At 65.4% G+C, this 15,356-nt stretch carries 13 protein-coding genes; 9 read left to right on the forward strand and 4 right to left on the reverse strand.

What is annotated here, in order from left to right; all coding sequences use genetic code 11:
• Window positions 1–262: 262 nt before the first annotated feature.
• Together AB7008_RS42665 and AB7008_RS42670 are read left to right on the forward strand one after the other, a co-directional pair.
• Complete coding sequence (locus AB7008_RS42665; protein WP_441260789.1) at window positions 263–1,528, forward strand: cytochrome P450; 1,266 nt, start codon at window positions 263–265, stop codon at window positions 1,526–1,528.
• Window positions 1,529–1,620: 92 nt separating this feature from the next.
• On the forward strand, window positions 1,621–2,895 hold the full coding sequence (locus AB7008_RS42670; RefSeq protein ID WP_038954759.1) for a cytochrome P450: 1,275 nt from the start codon (window positions 1,621–1,623) through the stop codon (window positions 2,893–2,895).
• A 290-nt stretch (window positions 2,896–3,185) separates the two neighbouring features.
• On the opposite strand, the gene AB7008_RS42675 is transcribed toward AB7008_RS42670, so the two are convergent.
• Entirely contained in the window at window positions 3,186–4,106 is a 921-nt protein-coding gene (locus AB7008_RS42675; protein WP_028159515.1) for a LysR substrate-binding domain-containing protein, read from the reverse strand.
• Between the two features lie 124 nt (window positions 4,107–4,230).
• Here AB7008_RS42675 and AB7008_RS42680 point away from each other — a divergent pair, with 124 nt between their 5' ends.
• From AB7008_RS42680 to mdlC, 4 genes are all read left to right on the forward strand, one after another.
• A complete protein-coding gene (locus tag AB7008_RS42680) occupies window positions 4,231–5,400 on the forward strand; it encodes an acyl-CoA dehydrogenase family protein (RefSeq protein WP_014492293.1) in 1,170 nt (389 codons plus the stop codon).
• Window positions 5,401–5,409: 9 nt separating this feature from the next.
• Window positions 5,410–6,513: a CaiB/BaiF CoA transferase family protein gene (locus AB7008_RS42685; protein WP_441260790.1), complete on the forward strand. Its 1,104-nt coding sequence runs from the start codon at window positions 5,410–5,412 to the stop codon at window positions 6,511–6,513.
• A gap of 15 nt (window positions 6,514–6,528) precedes the next feature.
• Window positions 6,529–7,380 carry an FAS1-like dehydratase domain-containing protein gene (locus tag AB7008_RS42690; protein WP_441260791.1) on the forward strand — a complete coding sequence of 284 codons (852 nt, stop codon included), beginning with the start codon at window positions 6,529–6,531 and terminating at the stop codon, window positions 7,378–7,380.
• A gap of 145 nt (window positions 7,381–7,525) precedes the next feature.
• The gene (gene mdlC / locus AB7008_RS42695) at window positions 7,526–9,148 is read left to right on the forward strand and encodes a benzoylformate decarboxylase (RefSeq protein WP_441260792.1); all 1,623 of its coding nucleotides are present in this window, start codon (window positions 7,526–7,528) and stop codon (window positions 9,146–9,148) included.
• 121 nt (window positions 9,149–9,269) lie between these two features.
• On the opposite strand, the gene AB7008_RS42700 is transcribed toward mdlC, so the two are convergent.
• A complete protein-coding gene (locus tag AB7008_RS42700) occupies window positions 9,270–10,046 on the reverse strand; it encodes an SDR family NAD(P)-dependent oxidoreductase (protein WP_304491440.1) in 777 nt (258 codons plus the stop codon).
• Between the two features lie 76 nt (window positions 10,047–10,122).
• On the opposite strand from AB7008_RS42700, the gene AB7008_RS42705 reads away from it, so the two are divergent.
• Window positions 10,123–10,578: a MarR family winged helix-turn-helix transcriptional regulator gene (locus tag AB7008_RS42705; RefSeq protein ID WP_052435508.1), complete on the forward strand. Its 456-nt coding sequence runs from the start codon at window positions 10,123–10,125 to the stop codon at window positions 10,576–10,578.
• 148 nt (window positions 10,579–10,726) lie between these two features.
• On the opposite strand, the gene AB7008_RS42710 is transcribed toward AB7008_RS42705, so the two are convergent.
• Together AB7008_RS42710 and trhA are read right to left on the reverse strand one after the other, a co-directional pair.
• Window positions 10,727–11,521: an SDR family oxidoreductase gene (locus tag AB7008_RS42710; RefSeq protein ID WP_041953907.1), complete on the reverse strand. Its 795-nt coding sequence runs from the start codon at window positions 11,519–11,521 to the stop codon at window positions 10,727–10,729.
• A 93-nt stretch (window positions 11,522–11,614) separates the two neighbouring features.
• The gene (gene trhA / locus AB7008_RS42715) at window positions 11,615–12,310 is read right to left on the reverse strand and encodes a PAQR family membrane homeostasis protein TrhA (protein WP_028159508.1); all 696 of its coding nucleotides are present in this window, start codon (window positions 12,308–12,310) and stop codon (window positions 11,615–11,617) included.
• 181 nt (window positions 12,311–12,491) lie between these two features.
• On the opposite strand from trhA, the gene AB7008_RS42720 reads away from it, so the two are divergent.
• The gene (locus tag AB7008_RS42720; protein ID WP_304491441.1) at window positions 12,492–13,961 is read left to right on the forward strand and encodes a YcjX family protein; all 1,470 of its coding nucleotides are present in this window, start codon (window positions 12,492–12,494) and stop codon (window positions 13,959–13,961) included.
• The gene (locus AB7008_RS42725) at window positions 13,958–14,983 is read left to right on the forward strand and encodes a YcjF family protein (RefSeq protein WP_304491442.1); all 1,026 of its coding nucleotides are present in this window, start codon (window positions 13,958–13,960) and stop codon (window positions 14,981–14,983) included. The genes AB7008_RS42720 and AB7008_RS42725 overlap by 4 nt, the downstream gene beginning before the upstream one ends.
• The last annotated feature ends 373 nt before the right edge of the window (window positions 14,984–15,356 follow it).

The following is a 15,356-nucleotide window of genomic DNA, read 5'->3' on the forward strand; positions in this document are numbered from 1 at the left end:
ACGTTGACACATCTGCGTGACGGTTGCTGATCCGTAGCCTGGATGGAGGGAGCTGAGCGTAATCCGGGACAGCGCCAATGGCGGCCCGAATCCCGGATTTCGCTCCGCTTCATCCGGGCTACGCATCTAGCCACCTCTCGCAAAGGTTGGATGTGGCAAAACTCTCCCTTGCTCCGACGCAGACAACCGGCTGTAATTGCAAATCAAATACCGCAGCGCAGAATTCAACGAGAACGCGCGGTTCATGTCAGGGAGAGCGGTCATGCATGGGACCATCGAGAGCGCGGCGAAGCTCGACGAGCTACGCGCGCGCGCCACGTCACTGCCGCTGGAGCAGTTCGATCCGGGCGATCCCGAGTTGTTCAGGACCGATACGTTCTGGCCCTATTTCGATCGCCTGCGCCGCGAGGATCCCGTGCACTATTGCAAGGACTCGATGTTCGGGCCGTACTGGTCGGTGACGCGCTACAGCGACATCATGGAGATCGAGACCAACCATTCGGTGTTCTCCTCGGCCTCCGCGCTCGGCGGCATCACCATCCGCGACATCGACCCGGACCTGCGCCGCGAGAGTTTCATCTCGATGGATCCGCCGCGCCATGCGGCGCAGCGCAAGACCGTGGCGCCGATGTTCACCCCGACGCATCTGGACAATCTCGCGCTTAGCATCCGCGAGCGTTCGGCCGAGTGCCTGGACAATCTGCCGCGCGGTGAGGTGTTCGACTGGGTCGATCGTGTCTCGATCGAGCTCACCACGCAGATGCTCGCGGTGCTGTTCGACTTTCCCTGGGAGGACCGCCGCAAGCTGACGCGCTGGTCCGACATCGCCACCACCATTCCCGGGCCGGACGGCCTCGTCGCCACCGAAGACGAACGGCAGGCCGAGCTGACGGAATGCGCGGGCTATTTCGCGCGGCTGTGGAAGGAGCGCATCGAGCAGCCGCCGAAGAGCGACCTGCTGTCGATGATGGCGCATGGCGCCGCGACGCGCGACATGGATGCCAAAAACTTCCTCGGCAATCTCATCCTTTTGATCGTCGGCGGCAACGACACCACCCGCAACACGATGTCGGGATCGATCTACGCGCTGAGCCAGCATCCGGAGCAGTATCGCAAGCTGCGCAAGAACCCCGGCCTGCTCGACAGTTTCGTGCCGGAAGTGATCCGCTGGCAGACGCCGCTGGCGCATATGCGCCGCACCGCGCTTTCCGACTTCGAGTTCCGCGGCAAGCAGATCAAGCAAGGTGACAAGGTCGTGATGTGGTACGTCTCGGGCAACCGCGACGAGGAAGCGATCGAAAAGCCCTACGATTTCATCATTGACCGCGCCCGCCCGCGCACGCATCTGTCCTTCGGCTTCGGCATTCACCGCTGCGTCGGCTTGCGGCTTGCCGAACTTCAGCTCAAGATTATCTGGGAAGAGATCCTCAAGCGCTTCGACCATATCGACGTGGTCGGCGAACCCAAACGGGTCTATTCGAGTTTCGTAAAGGGACTTGAAACCTTGCCGGTGAAGATTTCTGCGTGACGCGTGAGAAAGCCGCCTCTTCCCGCATCCGCCAACGCTTCGGCGGACAGGCGCGGGGAGAGGCAAAGCAAGCACCAACTGGAGCCACGACCATGAACATCCAAACTCCGGTCAAAACCGACAAGGCCGAGCGCATGCGCAGGGCGCGCGAGGAGGCCTATGCGACCCCGCTGGCGCAGTTTCACCCCGGCGCGCCCCGGCTGTTCCAGGACGACACCCTGTGGCCGTGGTTCGAGCGGCTGCGCAAGGAAGAGCCGGTGCACTACTGCACCAATGCGCCGATCGAGCCGTACTGGTCGGTGGTGAAGTACAACGACATCATGCATGTCGACACCAGTCACGGCATCTTCTCCTCGGACTCGACGCTCGGCGGCATCGGGATCCGCGACGTGCCGCAGGGCTATGACTGGCCGAGCTTCATCGCCATGGACCAGCCGCAGCATTCGGCGCAGCGCAAGACGGTGTCGCCGATGTTCACCCCGACGCATCTGGACGAGCTGGCGAAACTGATCCGCCAACGCTCGCAGACCGTGCTCGACAACCTGCCGCGCAACGAGACCTTCAATTTCGTCGAGCGCGTCTCGATCGAGCTGACGACGCAGATGCTGGCGACCCTGTTCGACTTCCCCTGGGACGAGCGCCGCAAGCTGACGCGCTGGTCCGATGTCGCGACCGCGCTGCCCAAGAGCGGCATCGTCGCCTCCGCCGAAGAGCGCCGCCGCGAGATGGACGAGTGCTACGCCTACATGTCCAAGCTCTGGAACGAGCGCGTCAACTCCGCGCCGCGCAACGATTTGCTGTCGCTGATGGCGCATAACGACGCCACGCGCTTCATGGACCCCGACAATCTCATGGGCAACATCATCCTGCTCATCGTCGGCGGCAACGACACGACGCGCAACACCATGAGCGGCTCGGTGCTGGCGCTGAGCGAGAACCCGGACCAGTTCGACAAGCTGCGCGCCAATCCGGAGCTGATCGACTCCATGGTGCCCGAGGTGATCCGCTGGCAGACGCCGCTGGCGCATATGCGGCGCACCGCGCTTGCCGATACCGAGATCGGCGGCAAGCACATCAAGAAGGGCGACCGCGTCGTGATGTGGTACGTCTCCGGCAACCGCGACGAGGAGATGTTCGAGAAGCCGAACGACTTCATCATCGACCGCCCCCGCCCGAGGACCCACCTCTCCTTCGGCTTCGGCATCCACCGCTGCGTCGGCATGCGCCTCGCCGAGTTGCAGCTGCGGATCGTCTGGGAGGAGATGCTGAAGCGGTTCGACCGGATCGAGGTGGTCGGCGAGCCGAAGCGAATCTATTCGAGCTTCATCAAGGGCTATGAGTCGCTGCCGGTGAGGATTCCGGGGTAGGCGTGTTCTAGGGACTACCTTAAGGCAAGCGGCCTCGCCAATCTCTGCTGTCATGCCCCGCGCAGGCGGGGCATCCAGTACGCCGCGGCTTCTCGGTTCTATTACCGCGGCCTCTGGGATACTGGATCGCCCGCCCCAGTGCGCAATTGCGCACAAGGCGGGCGATGACAGCGGAGAGTGAGGCGCGGCACTCCCCGGCTATAAAATTCCGGCATGACAGCTCGCTCAATATGCGAAGGGCAAGGTGCGGGCTTGTGTCCTAAATCCACCTGAGAATTCAGCGCCGGCCGTCACGCGAGCCTGATGTCCCACAGGCCTTCCTTGCGGCAGGCCGCGACTTCCTCGCGCAATAGCGTCGTGATGGCGAGCGACGCCGTGGAGGCCGGGCGGTCGATCGGAGAGGCGAAAATGAGCTCGCGCGACATCGGCTTCGACACCATGGCCGTTTCCAGCCGCCCGTCCGCGACCTCGGCATGGACCGACGACGGCGGCAGCAGCGCGAAGCCGAGGCCTTCCTCGACCAGGCTCGTCAGCACGCGGAACGAATCCGCCTCGAGCTGGACGTTGAGCTTGATCTTGCGCTGGGCGGCCGCGTGCTCGATCAGCGCGCGGAGACCGTGGGAATGACTGGGCAGCACCAGCCGCTGCCGCAGCAGCCAGCCGACATCGACGCTCTTCTTGCGCGCGAGGCCGCAGCCGCGCGGACCTACCGCGACGATGTTGTCGCGGCCGAGGCTCTCCACGTTGAGATGCAGATCGGCAGAGCGGCCGTAGAGAATGGCCAGGTCCATCTCGCCGCGATGCAACCATTCGACGAGATGGCCGCTGTAGCTCTCGACGATGCGCAGCGAAATGCCGGGAAATTTTTCGACGCAGCGCCGCGCAAAGCGCGCCGACAGCACGCAGCTCACGGTCGGAACCAGGCCGAGCACGACCTGGCCGGACGGCGGCCCCTTGGTCGACTGGATATCGTCGCGGATCTGGTCGATCTGCCGCACGATGCCGGAGGTGCGCGCCAGCAGGAGACGGCCGGCTTCCGTCAGCACCATGCCGCGTCCGTTGCGGGTGAACAATTCGGTGCGCAGCTCGTGTTCCAAGAGCTTGATCTGCCGGCTCAGCGCCGGCTGCGCCACGCGCAACGTGTCGGACGCCTTGGAGAGGCTGCCGAGCTCCGCCACGCAACTGAAGGTCCTGAGCTGCCGGAAATCCATGCTTGCCAATCCTGGAAGGCTACTTCATACGCTATAGCAAATGAGCATAGGGGGCTGGCGATGTTTTCACAACGCCAGGGATTGGCCGGCGTTATCTTGACTGCCGCTATCGATGGAAAACGCCATGAGTGAACAACACCACACCGAAGATCACGCCGACATCCGCGAGGCCGTCGCAAAGCTCTGCGCGCAGTTTCCCGGCGAATACTGGCGCAAGCTCGACCGCGAGATGGCCTACCCCAAGGCCTTCGTCGATGCGCTGACGCAGGCCGGCTATCTCTCGGTGCTGATCCCCGAGGAATATGGCGGCGCGGGCCTGAAGCTTTCCGCGGCGGCCGCGATCCTCGAAGAGATCCAGCGTGCCGGCTGCAACGGCGGCGGCTGCCATGCCCAGATGTACACGATGGGCACCGTGCTGCGGCACGGCAATGACGAGCAGAAGGCGAAGTACCTGCCGAAGATCGCCAGCGGCGAATTGCGGCTTCAGGCGTTCGGCGTCACCGAGCCGACCAGCGGCACCGACACCTCCTCGCTGAAGACGTTTGCGCGCAAGGAAGGCAACGACAGCTACATCGTCAACGGCCAAAAGATCTGGACCAGCCGGGCCGAGCATTCCGACCTGATGGTGCTACTGGCGCGCACCACGCCGAAGGAGCAGAGCAAGAAGCGCACCGACGGGCTCTCGGTGTTCATCGTCGACATGCGCGAGGCCAAGAACAACGGCCTCGAGATCCGCCCGATCCGCACCATGATGAACCACGCCACCACCGAAGTGTTCTTCACCGACATGAAGGTGCCGGCGGAGAATCTGATCGGCGAGGAAGGCAAGGGGTTCCGCTACATCCTCTCCGGCATGAACGCGGAGCGCATCCTGATCGCGGCCGAATGCGTCGGCGACGCCAAATGGTTCATCGCCAAGGCCACGAACTACGCCAAGGAGCGCGCGGTGTTCGGCCGACCGATCGGCCAGAATCAAGGCATCCAGTTCCCGATCGCCAAGGCTTACGCCTCGATGCGCGCGGCCGAGCTGATGGTGAAGGAAGCGACGCGCAAATACGAAGCCGGGCTCGACTGCGGCGCGGAGGCCAACATGGCCAAGATGCTGGCGGCCGACGCGTCCTGGGAGGCGGCGAACGCCTGCATCCAGACCCATGGCGGCTTCGGCTTCGCCGAGGAGTACGACGTCGAGCGCAAATTCCGCGAGACGCGGCTCTACCAGGTGGCGCCGATCTCGACCAACCTCGTGCTGTCCTACGTCGCCGAGCACGTGCTCGGCATGCCCCGCTCGTACTGAGGTCGCATCATGGGAGCATTGGACGGGATCAGGGTGATTGCGGTCGAGCAGGCGGTCGCGGCGCCGTTCTGCTCGTCACGGCTGGCGGACGCCGGCGCGGAAGTGATCAAGATCGAACGGCCCGAGGGCGATTTCGCCCGCGGCTATGACGCTGCGGCCAAGGGCCAGAGCAGCTATTTCGTCTGGCTCAACCGCGGCAAGCAATCCGCCGTGGTCGATCTCGCAACGAAAGAAGGCTGCGCCGAGCTCGAGAAGCTGATCGCGAGCGCCGACGTGCTGATCCAGAACCTCAAGCCGGGCTCGATGGACAAGCTCGGCTTTTCGCGCGAACGGCTGCTGAAGGACTATCCGAAGCTGATCTCCTGCACGATCACCGGCTATGGCGACGACGGCCCCTACGCCCACCGCAAGGCCTATGATCTGCTGATCCAGGCCGAGAGCGGGCTCGCCTCCATCACCGGCAACCCTGATGGCGCCTCGCGGGTCGGCATGTCGATCGTCGACGTCGCGACCGGCGCCACCGCGCATGCGGCGATCCTGGAAGCGTTGATCGCGCGCGGGCGCACCGGCAAGGGCTGTGACATCCGCATCTCCATGTTCGACGTGATGGCGGACTGGTGCACCGTGCCGCTGCTCAACTCGGAAGCCGGCAATCCGCCCAAGCGCATGGGCCTGCGCCATCCCTCGATCGCGCCCTACGGCGTGTTCACCTCGAAGGACGGCAAGGACATCCTGATCTCGATCCAGAGCGAGCGCGAGTGGAAGACGCTGTGCGTCAAGGTGCTCGACCAGCCCGATTTGCCGGCCGATCCGCGCGTCGCCAACATGGTCGAGCGCGTGCGCAACCGCGATTTCACCGACACGACGGTCGCGGAAATTTTTGGCAAGATGACGCGCGACGAGCTGTTGAAGCGGCTGTCGGACGCCGACATCGCGTTTGCCGAGGTCAACACCATGGCCGACCTCACCAATCATCCGCATCTGCGCCGCATCGAGGTCGACACGCCGCAGGGACGCGTCAGCTATCCCGCGCCGGCGCCGATCATCGTCGGCGAGACCCGCAGCTATGGCGCCGTGCCCGCGATCGGCGAGCGGCCGGCCAAGAAGTCATAACAAGAGCGAGGCGTCATGACCGAAAAGCTCGACATCGATCACTTGCGGCAATGGATCGGCCGCAGCACCGAGGCCACCGACATCGTCACCGCGCAGCTCGTGAAGGGCCTGCGCGCGACGCTGTTCCAGGAGGTCGGCGAGCCCAAAGCGGGCGATGCCGCGCCGTTCACGGTGCATTGGTGCCTGGCGCAGCCGGTATTTCCGATGTCGATGCTCGGCCCCGACGGCCACCCCACCCGCGGCGGCTTTCTGCCGCCGGTGCCGCTGCCGCGCCGGATGTGGGCCGGCGGCGAGATCGAATTCCTGCAGCCGCTGCGCGTCGGCGATGAATCGACGCGGACCTCGCGCATCGCCGACGTCCAGGTGAAATCCGGTTCGACCGGCACGCTGTGCTTCGTCTCGGTCGAGCACAGCATCTCCTCGCCGCGGGGCGTTGCCATCCGCGAGCGGCAGGACATCGTCTATCGCGAGATGACGAGCAGCGCGCCCGCCACGGCAAAGGCCCCGCCCCCGCCGCCCAAGGCTCAGCACCGCGAGACGCATGTGTCCGATCCCGTGCTGCTGTTTCGTTATTCCGCGCTGACCTTCAACGGCCACCGCATCCATTACGACCGCGACTACGTCACCAAGGTCGAGGGCTATCCGGGCTTGATCTTCCACGGGCCGCTGCAGGCGGCGCTCATCGTCGAGATGGCGGCGAAGCTGCACGACGGCAAGGCGCCGAAGACATTCACCTACCGCGGCGTGCAGCCGCTGTTCGAGGGGACTGAGTTCTCCATCAACGCCAACGCGACCGAGGCAGGCATGGAGCTGTGGACCGCGAATGCGGAGGGACAGCCGACGATGAAGGGCACGGCGGTGTGGTGAGCCACCGCTGTCTCCTCGTCATGGCGAGCGAAGCGAAGCAATCCAGAATCCCTCTGCGGAGATAGTCTGGATTGCTTCGTCGCTTCGCTCCTCGCAATGACGGGGTGGGGCTGCTAGCTTTGATAAAACAACGGGGACGGAAACCATGGCCAAGAACGGCAAGAGCGGCAGCAAGTCCGTCACCGTGAAGCAGGCGACGCTCGATCTGCTGCGCTCGCTGGGCATCGACAGGGTGTTCGGCAACCCCGGCTCGACCGAGCTGCCGTTCCTGAGCGACTGGCCCGACGACATCGACTACGTGCTGGCGTTGCAGGAAGCCTCCGCCGTCGGCATGGCCGATGGTTACGCGCAGGCGACGCGCAATGCCGGCTTCGTCAATCTGCATTCGGCGGCCGGCGTCGGCAACGCGCTCGGCAACATCTACACCGCGCACCGCAACCAGACGCCGCTCGTGATCACCGCGGGCCAGCAGGCGCGCTCGATCCTGCCCTTGCAGGCGTTCCTCTATGCCGAGCGAGCCTCGGAATTTCCGCGGCCCTACGTCAAGTACAGCGTCGAGCCGGCGCGGCCCGAGGACGTGCCGGCCGCGATCGCGCGGGCCTATTACACCGCGATGCAGCCGCCCTGCGGGCCGACCTTCGTGTCGATCCCGATCGACGACTGGGCGCATGCGACCGCACCGGTCGAGGCGCGCAAGGTCAGCCGCGAGATCGGGCCCGAACCTGACACGATGAAGGCGCTGGTCGCGGCGCTCCGCTCTGCAAAACACCCTGCCCTCGTGGTCGGCCCCGGCGTCGACCGCGCCGGCGCGGTCGACCTGATGGTGCGCGTGGCCGAGAAGGCGAAGGCCAGCGTCTGGGTCAGCCCGTTCTCCGCGCGCTGCTCCTTCCCCGAGCGTCATCCGCAATTCGCAGGCTTCCTGCATGCCTCGCCGGCGCAGCTGTCCGACGCGCTGCGCGAGCACGACCTCGTGGTCGTCGTCGGCGCGCCGGTGTTCACCTTCCATGTCGAGGGCCATGCCGCGATCTTCGACGGCGGCGCGACGATCTTCCAGATCACCGATGATCCGGACGCGGCAGCGGTGACGCCCGTCGGCACCAGCATCATCGCGACCATGAAGCCGGCGCTGAGCCTGCTGCTCGACCTCCTGCCCGAGAGCAAACGCGCGACGCCAAAGGGCCGCACGCTGCCGCCGGCGCCACAGGCCGCCGATCCGCTGCCGGTCGAATTTTTGCTGCATTCGCTGTCGCAGGCGATGCCGGATGGCGCGTCGCTGGTCGAGGAAGTGCCCTCGCACCGGCCGGCGATGCAGAAGTTCATGCCGATGCGCGGCCAGGACAGTTTCTACACCATGGCGAGCGGCGGCCTCGGCTATTCCCTGCCCGCCGCGGTCGGCATGGCGCTCGGCAAGCCGAAGAGCCGCACCGTGTGCCTGATCGGCGACGGTTCAGCGATGTACTCAATCCAGGCGCTGTGGACCGCCGCGCAACGAAAGCTGCCGCTGACCATCGTCGTCATCAACAATTCCGGCTACGGCGCGATGCGCTCGTTCAGCCAGGTGATGCAGGTGAGGAACGTGCCGGGGCTGGAATTGCCGGGGATCGATTTCGTCAGGCTCGCCGAAGGCATGGGCTGCCATGCGGTGCGGGTGAGCAAGGCCACGGAGCTGGGCGAGGCGCTCAAGCGCGGAATGGCGTTCGAGGGGACGAGCCTCGTCGAGGTCGTCGTGGATTCAGCGGTGCCGGTGCTTTACGGGCAGAAGCATTGAGGCTGCCGTAGCCCGGATGGGGCGCAGCGAAATCCGGGGCCGACTCGCTTGGGGCACGATTCCCGGATTGCGCTGCGCCCCATCCGGGCTACGGCACTGAATTTGCCGCGCCACCGCGACACTACGACGCCAGGAATCCTCCGTCCGCCGCCAGCACATGCCCGACCACGTACGACGACGCGTCGGACGACAGCCACACCACGGCTTCAGCCACTTCCTCCGGGCTCCCCATCCGCCGCAGCGGCAGGCCCGCACTGACGGTCGCGACATCGCCGACACCGGCGCGCAGCATCATGTCGGTGACGACGCGGCCAGGCGCAATGGCATTGATGCGGATGCCGCGCGGGGCATTCTCCATTGCCGCCGAGCGGGTCAGCGAGATCGCAGCCGCTTTCGAGGCCGAGTAGAGCGAGAAGCCGGGATTGGGATTGCGCACGCCGCTGACGGAGGCGTTGACGACGATGCTGCCGCGGCCCTGCGCCAGCATCGCCGGCAATTGATGGCGCAGGCACAGAAACAGCGCGCGGACATTGGTGTCGAACACCGTGTCGTAGATCTCCGTGCCCTGCTCTTCCAGCGGCGCGCGGCGCTCCTGGAATCCGGCATTGTTGAAGGCAACATCGAGCCGACCGCAGCGCTCGACTGCCGTGCGAACCAGGCGCGCGACGTCGTCCTCTCGCGTGATGTCGGTCTGGATCGGGATGGCCTTCGTACCGAGTTCGCGGCACGCTGCGGCGGAGGCCTCGATTTCGGCCTCCCGCCGTCCCGCAACGACGATCGCCTCGGCGCCTTCGGAGGCCATCCGCAGCGCCGTGGCGCGGCCGATGCCGGTGCCGCCGCCCGTGACGAGGCAGACCTTGCCCCTCATCCGCATCCCGGCCGGCACAGTTCCGCTCATGGCTCACTCCAAAACGCTTGCGCGCGACGTTGCGCGCATATAGTTGTATGATACAACTATATGCGGTGAGTCAAGCATGACCGAGCTTTCGCTGATCGACGACATCCGCGCCGCCTCGCGGTTGATGGTGCGGGAGCTCGGCTTCATGGATGCGACGGTGGCGGCCTCGGACTACCCGCCCTCGGCGGTGCACACGATCCTGGAGATCGGCATCCGCGGCCCGATGAACTCAGGCGAGCTCGGCGATTTCCTGCGCCTGGAGAAATCCAGCGTCAGCCGCCTGGTGCGCAAGCTGGTCGATTGCGGCGAGCTGCGCGAGACGCCTGATGAAGCCGATGCACGCAGCAAGCTGTTGTCGCTGACGGCGAAGGGCCGGCGCACACTGGAGGCGCTGCACGCGTTCGGACGCCAGCAGGTGCGCGGCGCGCTGGCCGCGCTGACGGAGGCCGAGCAGCGCACCGTGCGCGAGGGCATGATGCTCTATGCCCGGGCGCTGCGGCAGAGCCGGATGGAGGATGAGGCGGCGGCGTGAGGCTGCCGTAGCCCGGATGGAGCGAAGCGTAATCCGGGGTTCTTGCCACAAGCTGGAGCGGTCCCGGATTACGCTTCGCTCCATCCGGGCTACGCATCGTCGTCCTGGCGAAAGCCAGGAAGACACCGAGGGGGTGGCCCGCCCCTCCCTACTTCCCGAACTCCTCCCGCATCTTGGCCTGGATCTTGGCCATGCCGCCGATCCAGCGGTCGTAGTTCTCGGTCTTCTTGCGCATGTAGCCGAGCACCTGGGGGTGGGGCAGGATCAGGAACGTCTCCTGCTCGAGGCCGGCGAGCACGTCTTTCGCGACCTGCTCAGGCGTGAGGTCGCCGTCACCGGATTGCGGGCCCTTCGGGATCGAGCGCAGCATGTTGGTGTCGACGCCCTGCGGGCAGAGGATCGAGACCTTGATATTGTGAGCCTTGTGCGAGATCGCGAGGTTTTCGGCAAAGCCGACCGCGGCGTGCTTCGTCGTCGAATAAGCGGGGCTGCCGACCTGCGACAAGAGGCCCGCGGCCGAGATGGTGTTGAGGAAATAGCCGCCGCCCCGCGCCTTCATGCGGGGGATGAGATGTCGCGCCGCGTAGACATGGGCCATGACATGGATCGCCCAGCTCCGCTGCCACGGCTCGTCGGAGGCGCCGCCGGCATTGACCGACATCGGGTCGAAGCCGCCGCCGATGCCGGCATTGGAACAGAACAGTTCGATCGGGCCGAACTGCCGCTCGGTCTCCTCGATGACGTGGGCGATCTCCTTTTCCTGCGCGACGTCGCATCTGAAGGCCGCGCCATCCACCGTGGCGGCGACCGCTCTTGCATTGGCGGCGTCCATGTCCGCAACGACGACCTTGGCGGCACCCGCCTTGTGGAAGGCCTCGCACAGCGCCTTGCCGATGCCGTTTGCGCCGCCCGTGACGACCACGACCTTGCCGGTCACCTGCATGCGACGTCTCCTCTTTGTCTTGTAGCGCTTCTCTTTTCGGATAGCGCTTCGCTATCTTATACCGCTTCGCTAATTCCGCTTCGCGGATCTTGCTCAGCTCAACACGAGGTCGAGCACCGCGGTATAATGGCACGCCGCGCCGGCCAAGACAAAGCCGTGCCAGATCGCATTCTGGAAGCGCAGCCGCCGCCAGGCATGGAAGATCACGCCAAAACTGTAGAGCAGGCCGCCCGCAAGGATGAAGCCCAGCACCAGCGCAGGTAGCGCCCTGACAACGGCGTCGTAGACCATCACGCCGCTCCAGCCCATCGCGAGATAGATGCCGACCGCGACGCGGTCGAACCGGCCGGGATAGAGAAGTTTCAGCACGATACCGAGGATCGCGACGCACCAGACGCCGGCGAGCAGCACCAGCGCGAACACGCTGTCCCTTACCTCGAGGATGAACGGCGTGTAGGTCGCCGCGATCAGCAGATAGATCGCGCAATGGTCGAACCGCCGCAGCAGCCATTTGGCCGGCGAGACCGGCCAGAGGTTATAGGTCGCCGACAGCACCAGCATCGAGAGTAGGCCGGCGACATAGATCGAGACCCCGACGATGTTGGTGGTGTTGGCATAAACCGCCGTCAGCACCACCAGGACCGTGGCGGCAACGATGCCGCAGAACACGCCGATCGCGTGGATGATGCCGTCCGCGATCAATTCGGCACGGTCGTAGTTCCAGCCGATCGCATCGGCTGCGGCGTGGACGGAGGTGGATGCGAGCTGTTTCAGCTGGAAGACGGTCATGGCAATCCGCAAAGGCTAAGACAATGCCCTCTTGTAGGGATCTTTCGAGATCGGCGCGTCGTTCAAACGGCTGATTTGCCGATAAAGGCGGTGGAAGTATGAAGCTTGATTTTCCTCACGCGAATGCCACTTTTGTGAACAGTCTCACATTTCCGCCCGCCTCGGGATCAATCACGTTCATATGGCATTCAGTTTCCAGGATATGGTCGAAGAAGCGCGCCTGTCGGCCAGGGCGCTGATCGACTATGGCGAGCACTTCTTCAATCCGACGGTGCGGCTCGGGGTCACCGGCCTGTCACGGGCCGGTAAGACCGTATTCATCACCGCGCTGATCCACGGCCTCACCCGCGGCGGCCGCTTTCCGGTGTTCGAGGCCTATGCCTCGGGCCGGATCGCGCGGGCGCATCTGGCGCCGCAGCCGGACGACGCGGTGCCGCGCTTTGCCTATGAGAACCATTTGCGCGCACTGCTCGAGGAGCGGCGCTGGCCGAACTCGACCGTCGACATCAGCGAACTCAGGCTCGTCATCGACTATCAGCGCCAGAACGGCGCCGACCGCACATTGACGCTCGACATCGTCGATTATCCCGGCGAATGGTTGCTCGACCTGCCGCTGCTCCAGAAGAGCTATGAGCAATGGTCGGCCGAAAGCCTCGCGCTGTCGCGCGAGGCGCCGCGTGCGCATCTTGCGGCGGATTGGCACGCGCATCTCGCAACGCTCAAGCCCGAGGCCCGCGAGGACGAGCAGGCGACGCTGACGGCGGCAAAGCTCTTCACCGGCTATTTGCGCGCCTGCCGCGACGAGCGCTTTGCGATGAGCCTGCTGCCGCCCGGCCGCTTCCTGATGCCCGGCAATCTCGCCGACACGCCGGCGCTGACTTTTGCACCGCTCGACGTGCCCGTGGGCGGCCAGGCGCCGGACGGCTCGCTGTGGGCGATGATGGTCCGCCGCTTCGAGGCCTACAAGGACGTCGTGGTGCGGCCGTTCTTCCATGATCATTTTGCCCGGCTCGATCGCCAGATCGTGCTGGCCGATGCGCTCGCCGCGTTCAACTCCGGCCCCGAAGCGCTGCACGATCTCGAAGCCGCGCTTGCCGGAATTCTCGACTGCTTCCGCATCGGCCGCAGCACGTTCCTCTCCAGCCTGTTCCGGCCGCGTATCGACCGCATCCTGTTCGCGGCGACCAAGGCGGACCATCTGCATCATTCCAGTCACGACCGGCTCGAGGCGGTGCTGCGCCGCGCGGTCACCCGTGCGGTGGTGCGCGCGGAAGATACCGGCGCGGAGATCGACGTGGTGGCGCTCGCCGCCGTTCGCGCCACGCGCGAGGCCCAGGTCGCGCATGGCCGCGACAAATTGCCGTCGATCCTGGGAACGCCGGCGGCCGGCGAAAGCGCAGGCGGCGAGTTCTTTGATGGCAACACGGAGGTTGCGACCTTTCCGGGTGATCTGCCGCCGGATCCCGAGCCGCTGTTCAACGGCACCGACGCATTCCGCGGCCTCTCGACCGAGGCCGCCGAGAAGAGCGATTTTCGTTTCCTGCGCTTCCGCCCGCCGAAGCTCGAACGCGAAGGCAATGACGAGCCGGCGCTGCCACACATCCGCCTCGACCGTGCCCTGCAGTTCCTGATCGGAGACAAGCTGTCATGAACGACCGATCCAAGCCGCGGCGGCCGGCGACGTTCCGGCTCGACGATCCCGGCGTCGTCGTCACCGAAGCCGACGAAGCAGCGCGGCTCGGCCGCACCACGATCCAGATCACGCCCGAGCACGATCCGCAGGCATTGCCAGTGCCGATCGAGGCCGCGCTCCCGGCGCGGCGTGGCTTTCCCTGGGGCACGCTGTTCTGGTCCGGGCTCGGCGGGCTGACGCTGCTCGGCACCGGGCTCGGCGTGGTCCGTCTGATCGAGGATCTGTTTACGCGCAGCGAAACGCTCGGCTTCGTCGGCCTCGCATTCGCCTTCGTCACCGCACTGGCGCTCGCGGTGGTAATCGGGCGCGAGGCCTTTGGTCTGGCGCGCCTTGCAACCATCGAGAAGCTGCATGCGCGCGCCGCCGCAGTCCTTGCCAGTGACGACCGCGAGGAGAGCCGCGTCATCGTGCAGGATCTGCTGAAGATCGCGCACCAGAACCCGCAGCTCGCCCGCGCGCGCGCCACGCTGGAAAGCCACACCGGCGAGATCATCGACGGCGCCGACATGATCCGGCTTGCCGAACGTGAACTGATGTCGCCGCTGGACGCGGAAGCGCGGCGGCTGGTGTCGTCGGCCGCGCAAAAGGTCTCGATCGTGACCGCAGTTTCGCCGCGCGCGGCGATCGACGTATTGTTCGTGTTCGTGGCCGCGTTGCGCCTGATCCGTCAGCTCGCTTTTCTCTATGGCGGCCGCCCCGGCGCGCTCGGCATGATCCGCCTGCTCCGCCACGTGATCGCCCATCTCGCCATCACCGGCGGCATGGCCGCGAGCGACAGCCTGGTGCAGCAGATGCTCGGCCATGGCATCGCGGCAAAGCTGTCGCAGCGGCTCGGCGAAGGCGTGCTGAACGGATTGCTGACCGCGCGGCTGGGTCTGGCCGCGATCGACGTGACGCGCCCGCTGCCGTTCGCGGCGCTGCCGCCGCCAAAACTGTCGGACCTCGCGACGGATCTTTTGCGGAAGAAGGACGAGGAGTAGCGGTGCTATTCGGGCCGTCGTTCGCGCCATTCGCCGGACCGACGCATGGCGCGGCGCCTGAATGAGCGAAGCTTAAGCTCGCGGTTCATCGGGAAAGTCAAAGCTGGCAATGATGACCCCGACCGCACCAAACACCAACAGCGCCAGGAACAGTGCCGCAACAGCAAAGGACCACACGAAAGGCTCCGAGCAGCTGAGTGCCATCCAATCGAGCCAACGAGCGGAATATCATCCCTCGCCGGCTGATCTGAGGCAGACCCGGGGTTAAAGGGCAATTGTCCGGCAAAACGACCTTGCTCAGTCAAGCCGCGCCTCGCAAGCGCCCTATCGAGTTAGCCCTTTCGAGTATTGGTAGATTATCTGCCGCGGTTTT

This window comes from Bradyrhizobium sp. 521_C7_N1_3, from assembly GCF_052075975.1.
Lineage (GTDB): Bacteria > Pseudomonadota > Alphaproteobacteria > Rhizobiales > Xanthobacteraceae > Bradyrhizobium > Bradyrhizobium japonicum.

Excerpts from the sequence above, each read along its gene's own strand:
- AB7008_RS42665 (WP_441260789.1), top strand. The coding sequence starts at position 263 with ATGCATGGGACCATCGAGAGCGCGGCGAAGCTCGACGAGCTACGCGCG.
- AB7008_RS42670 (WP_038954759.1), top strand. The coding sequence starts at position 1,621 with ATGAACATCCAAACTCCGGTCAAAACCGACAAGGCCGAGCGCATGCGC.
- AB7008_RS42675 (WP_028159515.1), bottom strand. The coding sequence starts at position 4,106 with ATGGATTTCCGGCAGCTCAGGACCTTCAGTTGCGTGGCGGAGCTCGGC.
- AB7008_RS42680 (WP_014492293.1), top strand. The coding sequence starts at position 4,231 with ATGAGTGAACAACACCACACCGAAGATCACGCCGACATCCGCGAGGCC.
- AB7008_RS42685 (WP_441260790.1), top strand. The coding sequence starts at position 5,410 with ATGGGAGCATTGGACGGGATCAGGGTGATTGCGGTCGAGCAGGCGGTC.
- AB7008_RS42690 (WP_441260791.1), top strand. The coding sequence starts at position 6,529 with ATGACCGAAAAGCTCGACATCGATCACTTGCGGCAATGGATCGGCCGC.
- mdlC (WP_441260792.1), top strand. The coding sequence starts at position 7,526 with ATGGCCAAGAACGGCAAGAGCGGCAGCAAGTCCGTCACCGTGAAGCAG.
- AB7008_RS42700 (WP_304491440.1), bottom strand. The coding sequence starts at position 10,046 with ATGAGCGGAACTGTGCCGGCCGGGATGCGGATGAGGGGCAAGGTCTGC.
- AB7008_RS42705 (WP_052435508.1), top strand. The coding sequence starts at position 10,123 with ATGACCGAGCTTTCGCTGATCGACGACATCCGCGCCGCCTCGCGGTTG.
- AB7008_RS42710 (WP_041953907.1), bottom strand. The coding sequence starts at position 11,521 with ATGCAGGTGACCGGCAAGGTCGTGGTCGTCACGGGCGGCGCAAACGGC.
- trhA (WP_028159508.1), bottom strand. The coding sequence starts at position 12,310 with ATGACCGTCTTCCAGCTGAAACAGCTCGCATCCACCTCCGTCCACGCC.
- AB7008_RS42720 (WP_304491441.1), top strand. The coding sequence starts at position 12,492 with ATGGCATTCAGTTTCCAGGATATGGTCGAAGAAGCGCGCCTGTCGGCC.
- AB7008_RS42725 (WP_304491442.1), top strand. The coding sequence starts at position 13,958 with ATGAACGACCGATCCAAGCCGCGGCGGCCGGCGACGTTCCGGCTCGAC.